General features: G+C 75.5%; 17 protein-coding genes. 8 read left to right on the forward strand and 9 right to left on the reverse strand.

Going from position 1 to position 17,541, the window contains the following annotated elements; translation table 11 throughout:
* Nucleotides 1–39: 39 nt before the first annotated feature.
* The gene (locus ACFQ8Y_RS05275; RefSeq protein WP_430584818.1) at nt 40–1,584 is read right to left on the reverse strand and encodes an amidohydrolase; all 1,545 of its coding nucleotides are present in this window, start codon (nt 1,582–1,584) and stop codon (nt 40–42) included.
* Nucleotides 1,585–1,623: 39 nt separating this feature from the next.
* Nucleotides 1,624–2,109 carry a heme-degrading domain-containing protein gene (locus ACFQ8Y_RS05280; protein ID WP_430584819.1) on the reverse strand — a complete coding sequence of 162 codons (486 nt, stop codon included), beginning with the start codon at nt 2,107–2,109 and terminating at the stop codon, nt 1,624–1,626.
* Nucleotides 2,110–2,190: 81 nt separating this feature from the next.
* On the opposite strand from ACFQ8Y_RS05280, the gene ACFQ8Y_RS05285 reads away from it, so the two are divergent.
* Complete coding sequence (locus ACFQ8Y_RS05285; RefSeq protein ID WP_430584820.1) at nt 2,191–3,129, forward strand: hypothetical protein; 939 nt, start codon at nt 2,191–2,193, stop codon at nt 3,127–3,129.
* Nucleotides 3,130–3,168: 39 nt separating this feature from the next.
* Here ACFQ8Y_RS05285 and ACFQ8Y_RS05290 read toward each other — a convergent pair whose 3' ends face one another.
* Nucleotides 3,169–3,594, reverse strand: a complete 426-nt coding sequence (locus ACFQ8Y_RS05290; RefSeq protein WP_430584821.1) for a hypothetical protein — start codon at nt 3,592–3,594, stop codon at nt 3,169–3,171.
* Between the two features lie 134 nt (nt 3,595–3,728).
* On the opposite strand from ACFQ8Y_RS05290, the gene ACFQ8Y_RS05295 reads away from it, so the two are divergent.
* Nucleotides 3,729–4,610 (forward strand): alpha/beta fold hydrolase, encoded by an 882-nt coding sequence (locus ACFQ8Y_RS05295; RefSeq protein ID WP_430584822.1) that lies wholly within the window; start codon nt 3,729–3,731, stop codon nt 4,608–4,610.
* A gap of 9 nt (nt 4,611–4,619) precedes the next feature.
* On the opposite strand, the gene ACFQ8Y_RS05300 is transcribed toward ACFQ8Y_RS05295, so the two are convergent.
* Nucleotides 4,620–5,378: a TipAS antibiotic-recognition domain-containing protein gene (locus ACFQ8Y_RS05300; RefSeq protein WP_430584823.1), complete on the reverse strand. Its 759-nt coding sequence runs from the start codon at nt 5,376–5,378 to the stop codon at nt 4,620–4,622.
* A gap of 107 nt (nt 5,379–5,485) precedes the next feature.
* Here ACFQ8Y_RS05300 and ACFQ8Y_RS05305 point away from each other — a divergent pair, with 107 nt between their 5' ends.
* Nucleotides 5,486–6,121, forward strand: coding sequence for a PepSY domain-containing protein (locus ACFQ8Y_RS05305; RefSeq protein WP_430584824.1), 636 nt, complete (start codon nt 5,486–5,488; stop codon nt 6,119–6,121).
* An 83-nt stretch (nt 6,122–6,204) separates the two neighbouring features.
* Nucleotides 6,205–7,596, forward strand: coding sequence for a pyridine nucleotide-disulfide oxidoreductase (locus ACFQ8Y_RS05310; RefSeq protein WP_430584825.1), 1,392 nt, complete (start codon nt 6,205–6,207; stop codon nt 7,594–7,596).
* A 13-nt stretch (nt 7,597–7,609) separates the two neighbouring features.
* Here the strand turns inward: ACFQ8Y_RS05310 and ACFQ8Y_RS05315 are convergent, their stop codons facing one another.
* Nucleotides 7,610–8,488: an alpha/beta fold hydrolase gene (locus tag ACFQ8Y_RS05315; RefSeq protein ID WP_430563065.1), complete on the reverse strand. Its 879-nt coding sequence runs from the start codon at nt 8,486–8,488 to the stop codon at nt 7,610–7,612.
* Nucleotides 8,489–8,728: 240 nt separating this feature from the next.
* Between ACFQ8Y_RS05315 and ACFQ8Y_RS05320 the strand changes: the two genes are divergently transcribed.
* The 4 genes from ACFQ8Y_RS05320 (at nt 8,729) to ACFQ8Y_RS05335 (ending at nt 13,080) form a co-directional block, all read left to right on the forward strand.
* Nucleotides 8,729–9,376 (forward strand): hypothetical protein, encoded by a 648-nt coding sequence (locus ACFQ8Y_RS05320; RefSeq protein WP_430584826.1) that lies wholly within the window; start codon nt 8,729–8,731, stop codon nt 9,374–9,376.
* A 139-nt stretch (nt 9,377–9,515) separates the two neighbouring features.
* Nucleotides 9,516–9,839, forward strand: a complete 324-nt coding sequence (locus ACFQ8Y_RS05325) for a hypothetical protein (RefSeq protein WP_430584827.1) — start codon at nt 9,516–9,518, stop codon at nt 9,837–9,839.
* Nucleotides 9,836–12,157 (forward strand): hypothetical protein, encoded by a 2,322-nt coding sequence (locus ACFQ8Y_RS05330; RefSeq protein ID WP_430584828.1) that lies wholly within the window; start codon nt 9,836–9,838, stop codon nt 12,155–12,157. The genes ACFQ8Y_RS05325 and ACFQ8Y_RS05330 overlap by 4 nt, the downstream gene beginning before the upstream one ends.
* Nucleotides 12,154–13,080 (forward strand): hypothetical protein, encoded by a 927-nt coding sequence (locus ACFQ8Y_RS05335; RefSeq protein WP_430584829.1) that lies wholly within the window; start codon nt 12,154–12,156, stop codon nt 13,078–13,080. Before ACFQ8Y_RS05330 ends, ACFQ8Y_RS05335 begins: the two co-directional genes overlap by 4 nt.
* On the opposite strand, the gene ACFQ8Y_RS05340 is transcribed toward ACFQ8Y_RS05335, so the two are convergent.
* The 4 genes from ACFQ8Y_RS05340 to ACFQ8Y_RS05355 form a co-directional block, all read right to left on the reverse strand.
* Nucleotides 13,023–14,057, reverse strand: coding sequence for a LacI family DNA-binding transcriptional regulator (locus ACFQ8Y_RS05340; RefSeq protein WP_430584830.1), 1,035 nt, complete (start codon nt 14,055–14,057; stop codon nt 13,023–13,025). The two genes, ACFQ8Y_RS05335 and ACFQ8Y_RS05340, sit on opposite strands and share 58 nt — an antisense overlap.
* 53 nt (nt 14,058–14,110) lie before the next feature.
* Nucleotides 14,111–15,040, reverse strand: coding sequence for a carbohydrate ABC transporter permease (locus ACFQ8Y_RS05345; protein ID WP_430550998.1), 930 nt, complete (start codon nt 15,038–15,040; stop codon nt 14,111–14,113).
* 2 nt (nt 15,041–15,042) lie between these two features.
* Nucleotides 15,043–15,993: a carbohydrate ABC transporter permease gene (locus tag ACFQ8Y_RS05350; protein WP_430563070.1), complete on the reverse strand. Its 951-nt coding sequence runs from the start codon at nt 15,991–15,993 to the stop codon at nt 15,043–15,045.
* Between the two features lie 108 nt (nt 15,994–16,101).
* Complete coding sequence (locus ACFQ8Y_RS05355; RefSeq protein WP_430584831.1) at nt 16,102–17,427, reverse strand: ABC transporter substrate-binding protein; 1,326 nt, start codon at nt 17,425–17,427, stop codon at nt 16,102–16,104.
* Between the last annotated feature and the right edge of the window lie 114 nt (nt 17,428–17,541).

The raw sequence follows: 17,541 nt of genomic DNA on the forward strand, positions 1-17,541 counted from the left end.
CGGTACGGATCCCGTGCTCGAAGGACGCGCTGGTGGGCGTCAGAGGGCGTGGTGCGTCCACCGGCCCGCGACGAGCGTGCCGGCGACGGCGGTGCCGCGCAGCGCGTCGGCGAGCGCCACGGGGTCGTCGTGCGCCAGGGAGCCGCGGGCCGCGGGCAGCGCGAGCGGGTCGACGTCGAGCACGGCGAGGTCGGCGGGGCTGCCGACGGCGAGGTCGAGCGGGCGGCCGTCGACGGACGCCTCGAGCGCGGCGCGCACGTCGATCCGCTGCTCGGGGTGCCAGGGCGCGCGGCCGTCGCGGGAGCGGGTGACGGCGGCGGCGAGCGCCGTCCACGGGTCGAGGGGCGCGACGGGGGCGTCCGACCCGAGGGCCAGCGGCACCCCGGCGGCGCGCAGCTCCGCCAGCGGGAACGCGCGGGCGGTGCGGCCCGGCCACAGCTCCTCGGCGACGTCGCGGTCGTCCATCGCGTGCTCGGGCTGCACGCTCGCGGTGACGCCCAGCGCCGCGAACCGCGCCACGTCGTCGGCGCGCAGCAGCTGCGCGTGCTCCACGGATCCCCGCGCCCCGGAGGCCTCGAACGCGTCGAGGGCGAGCGAGTTCGCGCGGTCGCCGATGGCGTGGATCGCGCACCGCAGTCCCGCGGCGTGCGCGCGGGCCATGAGGGGCGCGAGCTGGTCGGTCGCGATGTTGAGGATGCCGTGCGCGTCCGGCCCGGCGACGCCCGCGTACTCCTCGAAGCAGAATGCCGTGAGCGTGTTGAGCGACCCGTCGCTGATCACCTTGAGCGGGCCCTGCGTCACCAGGTCGGACCCCTGCGGGTGTCCGAGCGGGTCCCCGTGCCGCAGCCCGGCGTCGAGCACGGCGTCCAGGTGCTGCTCCCACACCCCCGCGCGCACGCGCAGGCCGTCCCAGCCGCCGGCCACCCGGCGGCGCCAGGCCGTGAGGTTGTCCGCCACCTCGAAGTCGACGACGCCGACGACGCCGCGGGCGGCGGCCGCGCGGGCCGCGTCCACCACCAGGGCGTCCGCCACGGCGTCGTCCACCGTGACGATGCGCGGGCTGGCGGGCATCCACTCCTCCTCGCGCAGCAGCCCGGTGGGGTGCTCCGCGATGCCGAGGAAGCGCAGGCCCGCCGTCGACGCCCAGGCGCTGTGCAGGTCGCCGGACAGGAGGACGACGGGCACGTCCCCGGCGACGGCGTCGAGCACCGCGGCGGTCGGGTCGTCCGGCCACGTGGCCCACCGGAAGCCGTAGCCGACGAGCGGCGTGCCGCCGGTGGGCGGCGCGGCCAGGTCCAGCCGGTCGCGCACCAGGGCGGCGGCGTGCGCGGCGCTCGTCGCCGCGGACACGTCGAGGCGCTGGCGCACCATCGCCCACTGCGTGAGGTGCGTGTGCGCGTCCCACAGGCCGGGCACCACCGTGCGGCCGTCGACGTCGACCCGCTCGGGGAGGGTCGAGACGGGCACCGGGGCCGGGGAGCCCGCGGGCGTCACCGCGGCGACCCGGCCGTCGTCGAGCAGGACGTCGACGGGCCGGCCGGGCCGGCCGGCGAGGCGGGCGTTCGTCAGGAGCAGCGCGGGCACGGGGCCACCGTAGACGGCGGGCGTCGCGCCGTGCGCCGGTCAGGCGCCGCCGGCGGCCTGCACGCGCAGCGCCTCGACGACCAGCGCGTGGTCGTCGGCCTGCGCCAGCCCGGACACGGTGACGACGCCGACGACCCCCACGCCCTCGACCCGCACGGGGAACGCGCCGCCGTGCGCCGCGTACTCCTGCAGCGGCAGCTGGTGCTTGGCGTTGAAGTCCTCGCCCTTCGCCCGCGCGCGCAGGCCGGTGAGGTACGACGACGCGCCGAACCGCTCCACGACGCGCACCTTGCGCTGCACCCACGAGTCGTTGTCCGGCGTCGTGCCCTCGCGCGCCGCGTGGAACACCTGCTGGGGCCCCTTGCGGACGTCGACCGTCACGGCCAGGCCGCGCTCGGTGGCGAGCTCGACCAGCAGGCAGCCGAGCTGCCACGCGTCGTCGTGCGCGAACCGGGAGAGCACGAGCTCGCGCTCCTGCTGCTCGACCTCGGCGACCAGGGCTGCGACGTCCTCCGTGTTCCCCATGGGCCCAGCGTCCCACGCCCGCCGCCCCGCGCGCGGCGCGTCCGCGAGGGCCGGCCGACGCGGGTCGGTACCGTCGCCCGCGTGACCCGACTGGTGCTCGTCCACGGCCGTGACCTCGACGGACGCGACCCGGAGGCGCTGGAGACGCAGTGGCTCGGCGCGCTCGGCGCGGGGCTCGCCGCGGCGGGGTCGCCGCTGCGGCCCACGGACGACGACGCGTCGTTCGTCTACTACGGCGACACCCTGGAGCGGCTGGTCGACGGCCGCACGCCGCCGCCCGTGACGGTGCACGCGCTGGCCGCGGACCCGGCGGCCGTCCCCCGGCTCGTGGGCGGGCTGCCGGACGGCGAGCTGCGGTTCCTGCTCGACGTCGTGCGCGAGGTCCTGGCCGGCGCCGGCCACGGCCCCGGCGCCGCGCCGCCCGCCGTCGTGGAGGGCGCGCTCGGGGACGCGCTGGTCGAGGCCGTCGTCGCGGCGCTGGCGCTCGTGGACCGCGTCGTGCCCGGCGTCAGCGCCGCCGTCCTGCTCACGCTCACGCGCGACGTGTACGCCTATCTGCACGACGACGCCGTCCGGCGGGCCATCGACGCGGGCCTCGCCGACGCCTTGGCCGACGCGTCGGCCGGCGACGAGCCCGCCGTCGTCGTCGCGCACTCCCTCGGCAGCGTGGTGGCGTACTCGGTGCTCGCCGGGCGGGCCTCGGGTCCGGAGGTGCCGCTGCTGCTCACCCCCGGCTCGCCGCTCGGCATCCGGGCGGTCCGGGAGGCGCTGGAGTCGCGCGCGCCGCTGGTGTTCCCCGCGGGGGTGGGGCGCTGGATGAGTCCTCGCGACCCGCGCGACCTGCTCGCGCTGCACGACCTCACGCCCGACGTCTTCCCGCTGCCGGGGATCGAGGCCCTGCGCGTCACCAACCGCGCGCCCGGGCATCACGCCGCCGCGTACCGGCTCGACGACGGCGCGTGGGCGGGGTACCTCGCCCTCCCGGAGGTCGCCGGGCCGGTCGGCGAGGCGATGACGTAGCGCTCGGTCGCCGTCCCGGCACAGGACGACGACGAATCGCTACGTCGCGGCGTCCCGCCAGCCGGGCAGCACCCGCTCCAGCGCGTCGACGAGCTCGATCGAGCTGCCGTCCTTGCCGCCCGCGCCGAGGATCATCGGCGGGCGCTGCGGCTCGACGCGCGCCCCGCGCACCCGGTCGACCAGCGTCAGCGGGGCGGTGAGCACGTAGAACGCGCCGTCGGCCGTGACGGCCGCCGTGCGGTCGTGCCGCAGGTACCAGCCGCGCAGCGACGTGCGCGCCGTCCCGCGTCCGCCGTAGCCCTTGACCTGCAGCGGCTCGGGCTCCAGCCCGGCGGCCGCCGCGGCCCGGACGAAGTCGCGCAGCAGCGCCTCCGCCTCCGTGTGCTCGGCGTCCTGCCGCGCGCGCAGCCGATCCGCCTGCACGCGGGCCGCCTCCGTGCGCTGCGCCGCCCAGTCGTCGCCCATACCGCCAGTCTGCCACCCGGGACGGCCCCACCCGGCTCGCGACCAGGGTCGACGGCACCGACGATGGACGGACCGGCGTCCCACCGCCGGCAGAGCCGTCGGGACCCGCGGGACGCCCCGACGAGAGGAGACCCATGCGTCACCTCACGACCGAGGTCGACCGGATCACCACCTTCTATCGCGAGGCAGGACCCGCGGACGCGCCGGTGCTCCTGCTCCCTCACGGGTACCCGGCGTCGTCCTTCGCCTACCGGCACCTGCTCGAGGACCTCGGGGACCGGTGGCGCCTCGTCGCCCCGGACCTGCCGGGGTTCGGCTACAGCGCGACGCCCGACCCCGACCGGTTCCCCGGCACCTTCGACGCCTACGCCGGGTTCCTCGCGGACTTCGCCGACACCCTGGGCCTGGACCGGTACGTCCTGTGGCTGCACGACTACGGCTCCCAGTTCGGGCTGCGGCTCGCGATGCGCGAGCCGCAGCGCGTGGCCGGGCTCGTCGTGCAGAACGGCGACATCCACGAGGACGAGTTCGGGCCGAAGTACGACGAGCTGCGTGAGCTCTGGGCGCACCCCGGCCCGGAGTCGCGGCGCCGGTTCGCCGCCCACGTCAGCCTGGAGGGTTTCAGGGACGAGTTCGTCGGAGAGGTCCCCGACGACGTCGCCGACCGGGTCGCCCCCGACCTCTGGACGCTCCACTGGGCCCTCATGGGCACGCCGGAGCGGCGGGCGAACCTCGTCCGGCTGCTCGCGGACCAGCCGAGCACGCTGGCCTGGTTCGAGCGGGAGCGCGCCTACCTGCGCGAGCACCGGCCCCCGACGCTCGTCGTGTGGGGGCCGCACGACGGGTACATGCCCGAGGGAGCGGCACAGGCCTGGTTGCGCGACCTCCCGGACGCTGAGCTCCACCTGTTCGGCGGAGGGCACTGGCTGCTCGAGACGCACCTGCGGGAGGTCGTCCCGATCGTGCGGGACTTCCTCGAGCGGGTCCACCCGCCGCGCGGTCCGGCCGGACCCTGACGGCACTCGTCAGAGCTCGCGCTCCGCGTACGCGACGAGGGCGTCGCGCACGAACGTCGCGCCCTCGGTGCCGCCGTAGTTCTTCGCGAACCGGGGGTCGGCCACGTACATCTCGGCCAGGCCGACGACGTACTCCTTCGTGGGCCGACCCTGCTCGGAGCCCGGCGTGCCGGGGATGCCGCCCAGCCAGGCCGCGTGCCGGGCGGCGAGGGCCTGCGCCTCGTCGGACGTCGGGGCGACGCCGCGGCGGGCGGCGTCGCCCCAGGCGTCGCCGAGCTCCGTCGTCCGCGCCTGCCACTCCTTCTGTCCGGCGGGACCCAGGCCGCGCCACCACGCGTCGCTCCTCGCGTACGCGTCGGCGCCCCAGCGCTCGGTCACCTCCTCCTGGTGCTGCGTGTGGTCGAAGCCGTCGAGCATGTCCTCGGCCATGAGCTGTTCTCCCTTCTCGATCGCGGTCACGGTCCGTTCCACCGACGCGATCTGCCGCGTCAGCCGGTCCTGCTCGGCACGCAGCTGGCCGAGGTGGCGGCGCAGCGCGCCGGCCTCGTCCGCCTGCTCGTCGAGCACCCTGCCGACGTCGCTCAGCGGCAGCCCCAGGTCGCGCAGCAGCAGGATGCGCTGCAGACGGCGGACCGCCGCGTCGTCGTACCGGCGCAGCCCGCCGGAACCGGTGCCCGACGGCGGCAGCAGACCGATCTGGTCGTAGTGCCGCAGCGTGCGGCTGCTGACGCCGGCGAGCCGGGCGACGTCCTGGATGGAACGGGTCATGACACCGACGGTAGGGGTTGACGCAGCGTCAACCGCAAGGCAGCAGATGAGGGTCTTCTCCTCCGCATCTCATGCGGGGGCCACCGACCGCCCGGAGGATCGTCGTCATGAGCAACCGCACCGCACGCCGTCTCGCCGTCCCCGCCGCGCTCGCCCTGACGCTCGGCCTCACCCTCACCGCCTGCGCCGACGGCTCCGGTGACGACGGCGCGCCCGCCGGGGACGCCACGACGTCCGCCGGCGCGACCGACGACACCACGACCGACGACACCACGCCGGACGACGGCGGCGCGGCAGAGGACACGTCGCCGAGCGCGTCCGCGGAGCCGGAGCACCGCACGGCCGCCGGCCTGCTGGCGATCGCCACCGCGGAGAAGAAGGCGGGCGGCACCGCGTTCGCCATCGACGACCCGGACCGCGACAACACGTGGGAGGTCGACGTCGCGACCGGCACCATCAGCATCGAGGTGGAGGTCAGCGCCGACGGGACCGAGGTGGTCCGCACGCAGGAGGACGACCTCGACGCCGACGACCGCCGCGCGCTGGCCGACGCGACGCTCTCCCTGACCCAGGCGATCGAGCGGGCCGTGGCGTCGTCCGGGGGCGACCTCGACGACGCCGAGCTCGACGAGGACGACGGCCGGTACCACTGGTCGGTCACGGTGCTGGTGGACGGCGCGGAGACCGACTACCGCGTCGGCACCCAGGACGGGAAGGTCGTCCAGGGGCGCGACGACGACTGACCGCCGCCGGTGTCGCCCGGGGCACGCTCAATCACCCCCGGCGCCCGTTGACCGACCCGTGAGGCCGGTGGGTCACTGGAGACATGACCCGCTCGGTCGACACCGACTACCTGGTCGTCGGCGCCGGGGCGGCCGGGATGGCGTTCGTCGACGCGCTCGTCGACCACGACCCGACCGCGCACGCGACGCTCGTCGACCGGCGTGCCGCGCCGGGCGGGCACTGGCTGGACGCGTACCCGTTCGTCCGCCTGCACCAGGCGTCGCAGTTCTACGGGGTCGCGTCGACCCGCCTCGGCTCCGGGCGCGTCCAGGAGTCGGGCCCGGAGCAGGGGATGCACGAGCGCGCCACCGGCCCCGAGATCTGCGCGTACTTCGCCCGGGTGCTCGCCGACCGGCTCCTGCCGACCGGACGCGTGGAGCTGCTCGGCGGGCACGAGTACCGCGACGGCCTGCTCGTCGACCTCGTCTCGGGGGACGTCGTCGAGCCCCGCGTCCGCCGGCGGGTGGTCGACGCCCGCTACCTCGCCCCGTCCATCCCCGCCGTGGGCCCGCCGCCGTTCGACGTGGACGACGGCGCCGACGTCGTCCCCGCGGGCGCGCTGCCCGACGTCGGGGAGGCCGCCGCCTACGTCGTCGTCGGGTCGGGGAAGACGGCCACCGACGCCGTGGTGTGGTTGCTCGGGCGCGGGGTGGACCCGGACGCGATCCTGTGGGTGCGGCCGCGGGACCCGTGGATGCTCGACCGTGCCGTCGTCCAGCCGGACCCGGCGGTCTTCCTGGGCATGGCGGGGACGCTGATGGCCTCGGCCTACGACGCCTCGTCGGCGGACGATCTCTTCCTGCGCCTCGAGGACGCGGGCGTCATGACGCGCATCGACCCGGCGGTCGTGCCGACCATGGCCCGCACGCCGACGCTCGGCCGGTGGGAGCTCGAGCTGTTGCGGTCGGTGACCCGCGTCGTCCGCGACGGGCACCTGCGCCGGGTCGAGCCCGGACGGCTGGTGCTCGACGACGGCGAGGTCGCGCTCCCGCACGGCGCCGTCGTCGTGCACTGCGCGTCGTACGGCCTGCACGTGCGCCCGGGGCTGCCGATCTGGGACGAGCGGATCACGCTCCAGTCGGTGCGGGCGGGGTTCCCGCCGTTCTGCGCCGCCCTGGTCGGCTACGTGGAGGGCACCCGCCACGACCGGCCCGACGCCGAGAAGAACGCCCTCTGCCCGCCGACGCCCTACTGGAGCACGCCCGCCGACTGGGCGGCCATGCAGGGCCGCGGCGCGCGGGCCGCCGCGACGTTCATGGCCGACCCGGACCTCGCCGCCTGGGCGCACTCCGTGCTGCTCAACCCCGCCCGTGTCCCGCCCGAGGAGACCGCGCGGCCCGAGGTGCGCGCCGCCGTCGAGCGGTACCTCGAGTACGCCCCCGCGGGCATCGCCGGGCTGGAACGGATCGGCCGGGACGCCGGGGTGCGGATCTGAGGGCAGCGCGCCGTCAGCCGGCGAGCACCTCCCGCAGCCGGGCCGCGAACGCCGCCGGGTCGTTGCCCGGGGACCACTCGTTGGACGCGAAGCCGCCGTGGTCGCCGGGGAAGACGACGGTGTCGAGGCCGAGCGCCGCGGCCAGCGCCTCTCCCCCGCGGCGGGGCATCGAGCCCGGCGCCTTCTCGCCGACGGCGGGCACCAGCCGCACGGTGGTGCGGCGCAGCGCGTCGAGGTCGGGCTCGAACCAGGGCAGGGCCTTCATGTTCCCGTTCAGCAGCAGGTCGTCCCGGGAGCCGTCGTCCTCGGTGGGCAGGCCGAACGCGGCCGGGTCGGGCGCGGGTTGCGTCAGGTAGTCCTCGGTGAGCGGCGCGTCCTGCATGGAGACCTGGATGAACTTCGCCATCGCGGGGCCGAAACCGTCCCGCTCGTACGTCTCGACGATGTCGCGGGTGACCTGGCGCTGCACGTCGCGGTCCTCCAGGAGCGCCCACAGCGGGGGCTCGTGCGCCACGACGGTGCCCAGCTCGTCGGGGTGGTCCACGATCCACGGCAGCACGTTGACGGCGCCGCCGCTGGACGCGAACACGTCGACGGGACCGTCCCCGATCACCGGCCGGGCGGCGGCCACCACGCGGTGGAAGTCGTCGGCGTGGAGCTCGACCGACACCGCGCCGCCGGCGGCGAGCGTGCTCCGTTCCGTGCCGCGCGGGTCGTACGTGACGACGGCGCGGTCGTCGACGTGCCCGAGCAGCTGGGTGAAGCCCGACGCCGCCATCGGCGACCCGAGCAGGAACAGCGGCGGGTGCCCGCCGGGGGCGGCCGGGATGCGGACGTCGTAGGTGAGGACGGCGCCGGGCACGTCCACGGTGAAGGTCTGCTGGGTGCTCATGGGGTGCCTCCGTCGGCCTGATGGGGTTCTCATCCTGTGGTGGGGGAAGACGGCGCGTCACCCCCGAACTCATCGGTCGTGACCAGGCACGACGTCGCCGCGGCGCTCCGGGAGTGGGAGCCTGCCCCCAGGTTCCGCGGGTCCACAGGCCGCGGGCCCGGGCGCCTCGACGACGGCCGCCGCCCGCGAGGCTCGGCCACGGACGCCCGCCCCGGACGCCCCGAACCCGAGGAGCCACCCATGCCCGTCGCGACGCCGCCCCCGCCCACCTCGCCGGCACCCGGTCCCGCCCGGTTCGTCCCGCCCGACCTCGTCGACCTGCGCACCGCGTGGACCCGGGAGCGCGAGCTCGCGGCCGCCGCGGGCGGACCCCACCACGGCGGCCGGGGCGGCGGCTGCCCGGGCCGGCACGGCTGGTTGCTCGACGACGGGCTCGACGTCCTGCTGGAGCCCGTGCTCGCCGGCTCGACCACGCCCGGCTTCTACCCGTTCGCCGCCCTGGACGAACGGACCGCCGCCGGGCTGCTGGAGCGGCTGGACGAGGAGGAGCTGGCGACCGAGCGGCAGAACCTCGGCCCCACGCTCGGCACGGTGCTGCGGGCCGTCGTGCGGTACCCCGACCGCGTCCGCGCGCAGGGGTACGTCGTCGGGCCGCTGCGGTGCGACGAACGGATCACCGTGACCGGGGTCCTGCTCCGGCCGGGCCGGGGCGTGCGCCTCGAGGGACCGCACGGGCCCGGCGGCGAGAGGGCCGACGTCGTGCGCGCCCTCGCCGCGCTGGGTGTCGACGACATGCACGCGCCCCCGGACGAGGTCGCGCCCTGGCGGGGGCGACGGCTCGGCGGCGGCACGGACGACGGGCCGTGGTTCCGCGTCTGGTGGGACTGACCTGATGGGCCTCACCTGATGGGACTCACCCACCCGACCGACCCTGTGGATAACCTCGACCCGCCCGGTCCCACCGTCGTTAGCGTCGTGCCCGCGCCCCGGCGCAGCCTCCGACGGACCCACGACGAACAGGGACGGGATGACCCAGCTCGACCTCGACACCACGACCCTCGCGGCGGTGGGCGCGGACCTGCGCGCGGGCGCCACCACGCTCGCCGGCGCCCGCGCCGGAGCGCTCACCGCGGCCGCGGCGCCGGGCGTGAGCGGCGACGTCGCCCTGTCGGCCGCGGTGGAGGACCTCGCCGCGGCCTGGCGGTCGGCCCACGAGTCGCTCGTCGGCGCACTCGTATCGCTCGGCGCGGGGCTCTCGGAGGCTGCGGAGGTCTTCGCCGGTGCGGAGCGCGGGACCGTGCGCGACCTGGCCGCGCTGCTCGGCGCTGCCGGGACGGCGGACGGCGCATGAGGCCCGAGGTGCGGCACGGCGGGCAGCGCGGCGGCGGACAGGGCACCCTCGACGGCGAGCCCGGCGCGCTGACGGGCAGCCCGCCCGCGCTGGTCGACGCCGCCGACGCCGCGGCACGCGCCGCGGCACGGCTCGCGGACGTGCACGCACAGCTGCTGCGGGTGCACGCGTCGCTCGACGGTCAGCGCAGCACCGCCGTCGAGCGGGCGCGCGGGCGGGTCGCCACCGTGGCCGACGACGCCCGCGCGAGCGGCGGCCTGCTCGAGGCGGCGGCCGGCGCCCTGCACCGGTACGCGGTCACGCTCGGCGACGCCCGGTCCGCCGCGGGACGGGCGCTCGCCGACCGGGCGGAGGCCCTGGGGCGGGAGGCGCGGTGGCGGTCCGAGGCCGACGAGGCCCGGCGTTCCACGTGGAACATCGCCGGGGCGGGCCTCCTCCCCGCGGCCCCCGACGTCGGCGTGCCGGGAGCGGCGACGCCGCTCGGCGGCCCGGGGCAGGCGCACCAGCGGCTCGTCGTCGCGGAACGAGAGGTCGCCGCGGCGCGCGAGGACGTCGCGGCGGCGGAGGCGCGCTGGCGGTCCGCCCGCGACGCCAAGGCCGAGGGGTCGCGTCGCGCCGCCTCCGCCCTCGCCGCGCTCGCCGACGTCCGTGCGGTCCGAGCCGTCACCGCCGCGGGGGCCGACCCGGCAGGGCTCGTGGCCTCCGGGGACGCCGCGCGGCGGGTCGTCGCGCTGCTGCCGCGCGCCGCGTCGGGCGGCGACGACACCGCACGCCGCGCGCTGCGGGACGACGTCCGCCGCGTGCTGACCGGCCACGCGGACGACCCCGCGTTCTGGGCCGTCTTCTGGGACACCACGACGCCGCAGGACCTCTACCTGGCGCTCGGACCGACCTCCCTCGACCCGACCCGGCCGGTCCCGACCGAGCTGCGCACCGCCCTGGCCCAGGGCGCGGCCGCCTGGGCCGGCACGGCGTCGGACGCGGAGCTGCGCGAGTTCGGGCGGGACGTCGTCACCGGCGTCGGCGACTGGCCGCTCGGCCTGGGCGAGCGGTCCCGGATCGCCGCGACGCTCCTGCCCGCCGAGCTCCCCGCGGCGGCGCACGCCGCCGCCGGCGACGCGCTCGACGCGAGGTGGCAGGCCCGCGCGGACGAGCAGGCGGCCGCCACCGGCACCCGCGGCGGCCTCGGAGGTGAGGCCCTCGTCGACGCCACGATCACCGCGCCGCTCGCCGCGGCCGTGCTGGCGGGTTACGCCCGGCACCCACGGCTCGCGCTCGACCGGCTCGCCCCGGCTCAGGACGCCCAGGTCGCCGGCAGCGTGCGGCGCTGGTTCGGGTGGGTCCCGGACGGGGGCTGGCCCGACGACGGCAGGGGCGTCGCGGGCGCGTTCGCCGCCGCGGTGGAGGAGGGGACGACGTCGCACCATCAGGCCGACCAGCGGAGGGCCGCCGTCCTCGTCTCGCACGCCACGCCGGTCCTGCCGTCCGGGCTGCTCGCGGGCCCCACGCTGGACGACCGCGCCGGCGCCGACGTCGCGCGCGCGTACGAGCCGTACCTGCCGTCGGTGGGCGACGCGACCCTGAACCAGACGCTCCACCGCGGATCCGAGGGCGGGCCTCCGGAGCCCGCCCCGGCACCCGGGATCGACGCGGACGACGGTCTCGCCGCGGGCACGGGACGGCGCGCCGACGTCCTCCAGCCGGAGCTCGACGCGTTCGCTCTGCGCGACGTCGTCGCCGCGACGTCGCGCAGCCCCGAGGCCGCGCAGGCCTGGCTGGGGGCCACCGAGCGCTATGCGGCGGCGATGGTCGAGGTCGCGACGTCCGGCGCCTACGACGTCGACACCGCGCCGCGCTACCACCTCGCGGAGCAGGTGCTCGGCGGGGTGGGTGCGGTCACGGGCGCCATGCAGGCCGAGACGCTCGCCACCGCCTACGACGAGGTCGAGACCCGCGAGGCGCTCATCTCGCTGGCCGGCGACACGCTGGGGCTCGGCACCCTCGGCCGCAGCAGCGCGGAGGCCCTGGCCGCCACGGCGACGACCAAGGGCCTGGAGTTCCTCGACACGAGCGGCCCGGTCGCCGAGGCACGGGCCGAGGTCGGCGACGTCGGCCACCAGACGTACACCCGGTACGCGACGACGATCCACGACCTCTACCTCGCCCACGACCTCGACCTCGGCATCCCGCTCGACGAGGCGATGCGGCGCGCCGAGAGCGCGGACGTCGCCGCCGCCGACCACGAGAAGCTCTCCGTCGCCCGCCAGTTCTGGGGCGCGTTCAAGGACATGTCCCAGCCCGCCGGAGGAGGTCGATGAGCACCGTGCTGAAGCGTGTCTTCGCCAACCCGCAGGTCACGCCGGCGGTGGTGCTCGTGCTCCTCCTGGTGGCGCTCGTCACCGTCCCCCGGGCGCTCGACGCGGCGACGGACCGCCAGCGGCAGCGCGAGCTCGAGCAGGCGCAGACCTGGATCGCCGACCGCTGGGTGTTCACCACTGCCGACTTCCCCGCGCACGACACGGCCGAGCTCCCGGTGGAGCGGTGGTGGATGGACCGGGGCCTCGCGGGGGCGGGCTGGCTCGTCGAGCCCGTCCGGGCCACGGGCATCGCCCCGCTGTTCCACGCCCCGTTCGCACTGACCGGTGGGTGGTCGCCGGAGTCGACGTCCGGAATCTCCGGCGTGCGGGTCGACGGCGTCGACGTGTACAGCTATGTCGCCACTCCCCCGGGCCCCGGTTTCGACACCGCACGAGGATCGGATGGTGTCTGGCGGCTGCAGGAGGAGGCGTCGAGGGTCGCGGACTATCTCCTGGACCCCGGCTCCGCGTGGGAGGAGTACCGCGGCGCGGAGCTCCTGTCCGTCGCGTACGTCGGGACGCCCGCAGGCCCCCGGTGGTACGAGGATCACCTCGGCGAGCCGTTCGACGCCGGCGGGCCGGGCTATTTCGGCGTGGAGGTCCACGAGCGTGCCGATGACGACCTGGCGTTCCGGACCACGACGATCGGCACGGTGGTCGAGGGCTCGCTCGCCGTGGTGGGCGTCGTCGTACCCGACGGCGTGGTGCCGCCGGCCGAGCTGGAGCCGGCGCTGCTGCTCGAGCGCCTCTCCCAGAAGCTTCGCTCCCACCCGCCGGCACCGACGGACACGGTCGGCGGCGCCGTCAGCGGCACGGACCGCGGCGCTCAGGCCGACTCGCGCACCACCAGGGAGGTGGGCAGCGTGATGGCCGCGGGCTCCTGACCGTCGACGACCTCGAGCAGCAGCCGCACCATCTCGGCGCTGATGCGCTCGTAGGGCTGGCGCATCGTGGTCAGCGGCGGGTGGAGCTGCGCAGCGACGCCGGAGTCGTCGAAGCCGCCGACAGCGACGTCGCCGGGCACGCTGCGGCCGGCGGCCTGCAGCGCGACCAGGGCGCCGGCGGCCATGAGGTCGGAGTGCACGAACACGGCGTCGACGTCGGGCCGCCGCTCCAGCAGCTCGGCCATCGCGAGGCGGCCGCTCTCGCGGGAGTAGTCGCCGTGCGCGACCAGCTCCGGGTCGTAGGCGTCGCCCAGCACCTCGCGGTAGCCCTCGAGACGCAGCACGCCGCCCGGGGTGTCCATCGGGCCGGTGATGGTGGCGATGCGCCGCCGGCCGGAGTCCCACAGGTGCTGCGTCATCGTCCACCCGCCGGACCGGTCGTCGGCGGCGACGTACCCGACCTTGCCCTCGTACCCGAGCGGGACGCCGCACGCGACGGTGGGGATCTCGTGCCGCAGCAGCTCCCTCATCATCGGGTTGCCGCGGTGGGAGCTGATGAGCAGCACCCCGTCCACGTGCCCGGCCTCGAGGTACTGCGCCACCCGGCGACGCTCCTGGTCCGTGCCCGCGACGAGCAGCACCATCGGCATCTCCCGCTCGGCGGCGGCGTGCGTGGCGCCCCGCAGGAGCAGGGAGAAGTTGGGGTCCTCGAACAGCAGGTGCTGCTCCTCCGTGAGGAGGAAGGCGACGGAGTTGGCGCGCCCCGTCACCAGGGAGCGGGCGTGCGGGTTCGCGCGGTACCCGGTGGTGCGGATGGCCTCCTCGACCGCGGTGCGCGCGTCGGGGGACACCCAGTGCCCGCCGTTGATGACCCGCGAGACGGTGCCCCGCGACACCCCCGCGACCGCCGCGACGTCGCGGATCGTGGGCCGCTTCGCCCGGCCGTCGTCGGCCCCGTGCCCACCCGTTCCTTCCACGCCCGCGAGTCTAGGGACCCGAGCGCCCCCGGCCTGACCGGCGCGAGGAGGCGTCACGACTTCACCGCGCCCGCGGCGAGGTCCACCTGCCAGAACCGCTGGAGCGCGAAGAACAGTGCGACGAGCGGCACGATCGACAGCAGCGCACCGGTGATCACGAGCGTGTACATGGCCGGCTGGCTGGCGCCCTGGTTGAGGAGGCCGGACAGGCCCACCGTGATCGGGAACAGCTTGTCGTCGCCGAGCATGATGTACGGCAGCATGAAGTTGTTCCAGATCGCGACGAACTGGAAGAGGAACACCGTCACGAGGCCGGGCACCAGCATCGGCACGGCCACCTGGAAGAAGGTGCGGGTCTCGCTCGCGCCGTCGGTCCGGGCGGCCTCGACCACCTCGTCGGGCACGGCAGCGGCCGCGTAGATGCGCGCCAGGTAGATGCCGTACGGGCTGATGATGCTGGGCAGCAGCACCGACCAGTACGTGTTGGTGAGGTCGAGCTCGGCCAGCAGCAGGTACTGCGGGATCGCGAGCACGATGGCGGGGACGAGCACGCCGGCGAGCAGCACGTTGAACACCGCGTTCTTGCCGGCGAACGTGTACTTCGCCAGGCCGTAGCCGGCCATCGCGGACACCAGCGTGGACGCCGCCGCGCCGACACCGGCGTACAGGGCCGTGTTGAGCATCCACCGCCAGAACAGACCGTCGCGGTAGGCCGAGAGGTCGGCGACGTTGTCGGCCAGGTGGGTGGAGGGCGCGAACGTGAAGCTCGAGAACAGCTCGGCGCCGGACTTGGTCGAGGCCATCACCACCCACACCACCGGCAGCAGGCAGTACAGGGCCCCCAGGAGGAGCACGGCCGTGGCCACCGGGGACGGCCGTTCGCCGGCGCCGCGCCAGTGGCGGCGTCCCTTCGCGGCCGGGCGGCGGACGTCGGAGCGCGCGGCCGGGGCGTCGGCGGGCAGCGGGCTGGTCAGCGTCGTCATGGTCACTTCTCCTGGCCGAAGGCGCGGCCCTGCACGAGGCGCAGGAAGCCGAACGAGAGCACGAACGTCGCCGCGGCGATGATCACCGAGGTCGCGGCGGCCGAGTAGAGGTCGCCGCGCGTGAACGCGTCGCGGTACACCTTCATCAGCGGGGTCCAGGTGGTCGAGATGGCGTTGCTCAGCGGGCGCAGCGTGGTGGGCTCGGCGAACACCTGGAGCGTCGCGATCATCGAGAACACCGCCGTCATGATGATCGACGGCGTGACGATCGGGATCTTGATCCGCAGGGCCACCGCCACCTGCGACGCGCCGTCCAGCTCGGCCGCCTCGTAGAGCTCCGACGGCACCGCCTTGAGCGCCGTGTAGATGACGATCATGTTGAACCCCGTGCCGCCCCAGACGGCGATGTTCGCGACCGCGAACATCACGAGGTCGCCCTCGAACAGCGACGGCACGTCCCAGCCGAACCGCTCGAACAGGTCGTAGAAGGGGCTGACCCCGGGCAGGTAGAGGAAGCCCCACAGCAGGGACGAGATCACGGCCGGCACCGCGTAGGGCAGGAAGATCGCCGTCCGCGAGAACGTGCGCGTCCGCGCCCGGCGCGAGTCGAGGAGCAGCGCGAACAGCAGCGCCAGGCCGAGCATCGTCGGCACGACGATCAGCCCGTACAGGGCCACGCGCCCCACGGACGCGAGGAACTCCGGGTCGCCCAGCGCGGCCGCATAGTTGGACAGCCCCGCCCACACCTCGGTGCGCGAGCCCGAACCGAGGCCCAGACCGCTCACCTTCTCCGTGCGGAAGGACAGGTAGACCGCGTACGCGATCGGCAGCGCCAGGAAGAGGACGAACAGCACGATCGCCGGCGCGAGGAAGCCCCACGGGGCGAGGCGGCGCCGGCCGGACGTGCTGGGCCCGGTCGCGCGGGCCGGCGGCGCGGCGGTGGTCGTGGTCATCTCAGGCTTCCCTCTCGGATCTTCGCCGATCGTGCTCGACGGCGATCGTGGTCGACGCGGGTCGGGCCGCCCGGGGGGGGATCTCCCCGCCCCGGGCGGCCCGCGTCGTCACTCGCTGACGCTGAACCCCTGGTTCTTCAGGTCGTCGAGCGTGATCTGCTGCATCGCGCCGACGGCGTCGAGGAACGCGCTCGCCGTCTTGGCCTTGGTGGCCTTGGCGAACTCGTCGTTGTACGCGGAGTAGGCGACGTTGATGTTCGGCCCGTAGGTGAACGGCTGCACGGTCTGCGCGGTCTGCGCCGCGACCTCGTAGAAGTCGGGCTGGTTGGAGAAGAACTCCGGCGGGTCGGTCAGCGCCTCCGTGCTCGCGGGGACGTCGGCCGGGTAGATGCCGGTCTCGTCCACGAGCGCCTGCACGGCCTCCGGGTCGGTGTTGAGCCACGTGACGAACTCGGCGGCCTGCTCCGGGTGCTCCGACTGCGAGGTCACCGCGGTGGCCGAGCCGCCCCACGCGCCGGTGGCGGGCGCGTCGGCGTCCCACTGCGGCATGGGTGCCATCTCCCACTTGCCCGCGGTGTCGGCGGCGTTGCCCGACAGGACGCCGGGCGCCCAGATCGCCGACAGCCAGCCCACCTGGGTGCCGTCGTTGAGGCCGGCGTTCCACTCGGGGGTGTACATCGGCCTGTTGTCGATGACTCCCTCCTCCACGAGGCCGCCCCAGTACTCGGCGACCTTCGTCGTGGCGTCGGAGTCGATGTCCACCGACCAGGCGTCGCCGTCGATCCCGTACCAGGACGCGCCGGCCTGCTGCGTGATGCCGGCGAACCAGCCCGCGTCGTTGGCGGAGAACGTGCCGAGGTACGCCTTCGGGTCGGCCTCGTGCACCTCCCGCGCCGCCTCCGCGTACTCGTCCCACGTGGTGGGGACGTCGATGCCGAGCTTCTCGAAGATGTCGGCCCGGTAGTAGAACTGCATCGGCCCGGAGTCCTGCGGCACCGCGTAGACGGCGTCCGACCCGAGGGTGACGGCGTCCCAGACGCCGTCGGCGAAGTGCCCGGCGACGTCGTCGCCCAGCGAGCCCGAGAGGTCCGCGAGCGCGTCCGAGGACACCAGCTGCGGGATCTTCTGGTACTCGGCCTGCATGATGTCGGGCGCGCCCGAGCCGGCCTTGATCGCGGTGAGCAGCTTGGTGACGGCGGGGTCGCCGCCGTCCTGCTTGTTCACCGTGACCGTGATGTCGGGGTGCTCGGAGTTCCAGAGGTCGACGACCTTCTCCATGTTCGGCGTCCACGTCCAGAAGGTGAGCTCGACGGGGCCCGCGGCCGACCCGCCGTCGTCCGTGCCGGCGTCGTCGCCACCGCCGGAGCAGGCGGACGCGAGCAGCGCGGTGGCGGCGGCGAGGGCCGCGATCCGGGTGCCTGTGGTCAGGCGCATGACTCCTCCTCGTCAAGGACCATCGCACCGCCGCGTCAGGCAGGGAGCGCTGGGCGACTCACGACAGTGTGGCTGTGCACGGTCACAGTAGCGACACGGCTCCCGGGATTGTCA

Source organism: Isoptericola sp. NPDC056605 (assembly GCF_042792795.1).
Taxonomy (GTDB): domain Bacteria; phylum Actinomycetota; class Actinomycetes; order Actinomycetales; family Cellulomonadaceae; genus Isoptericola.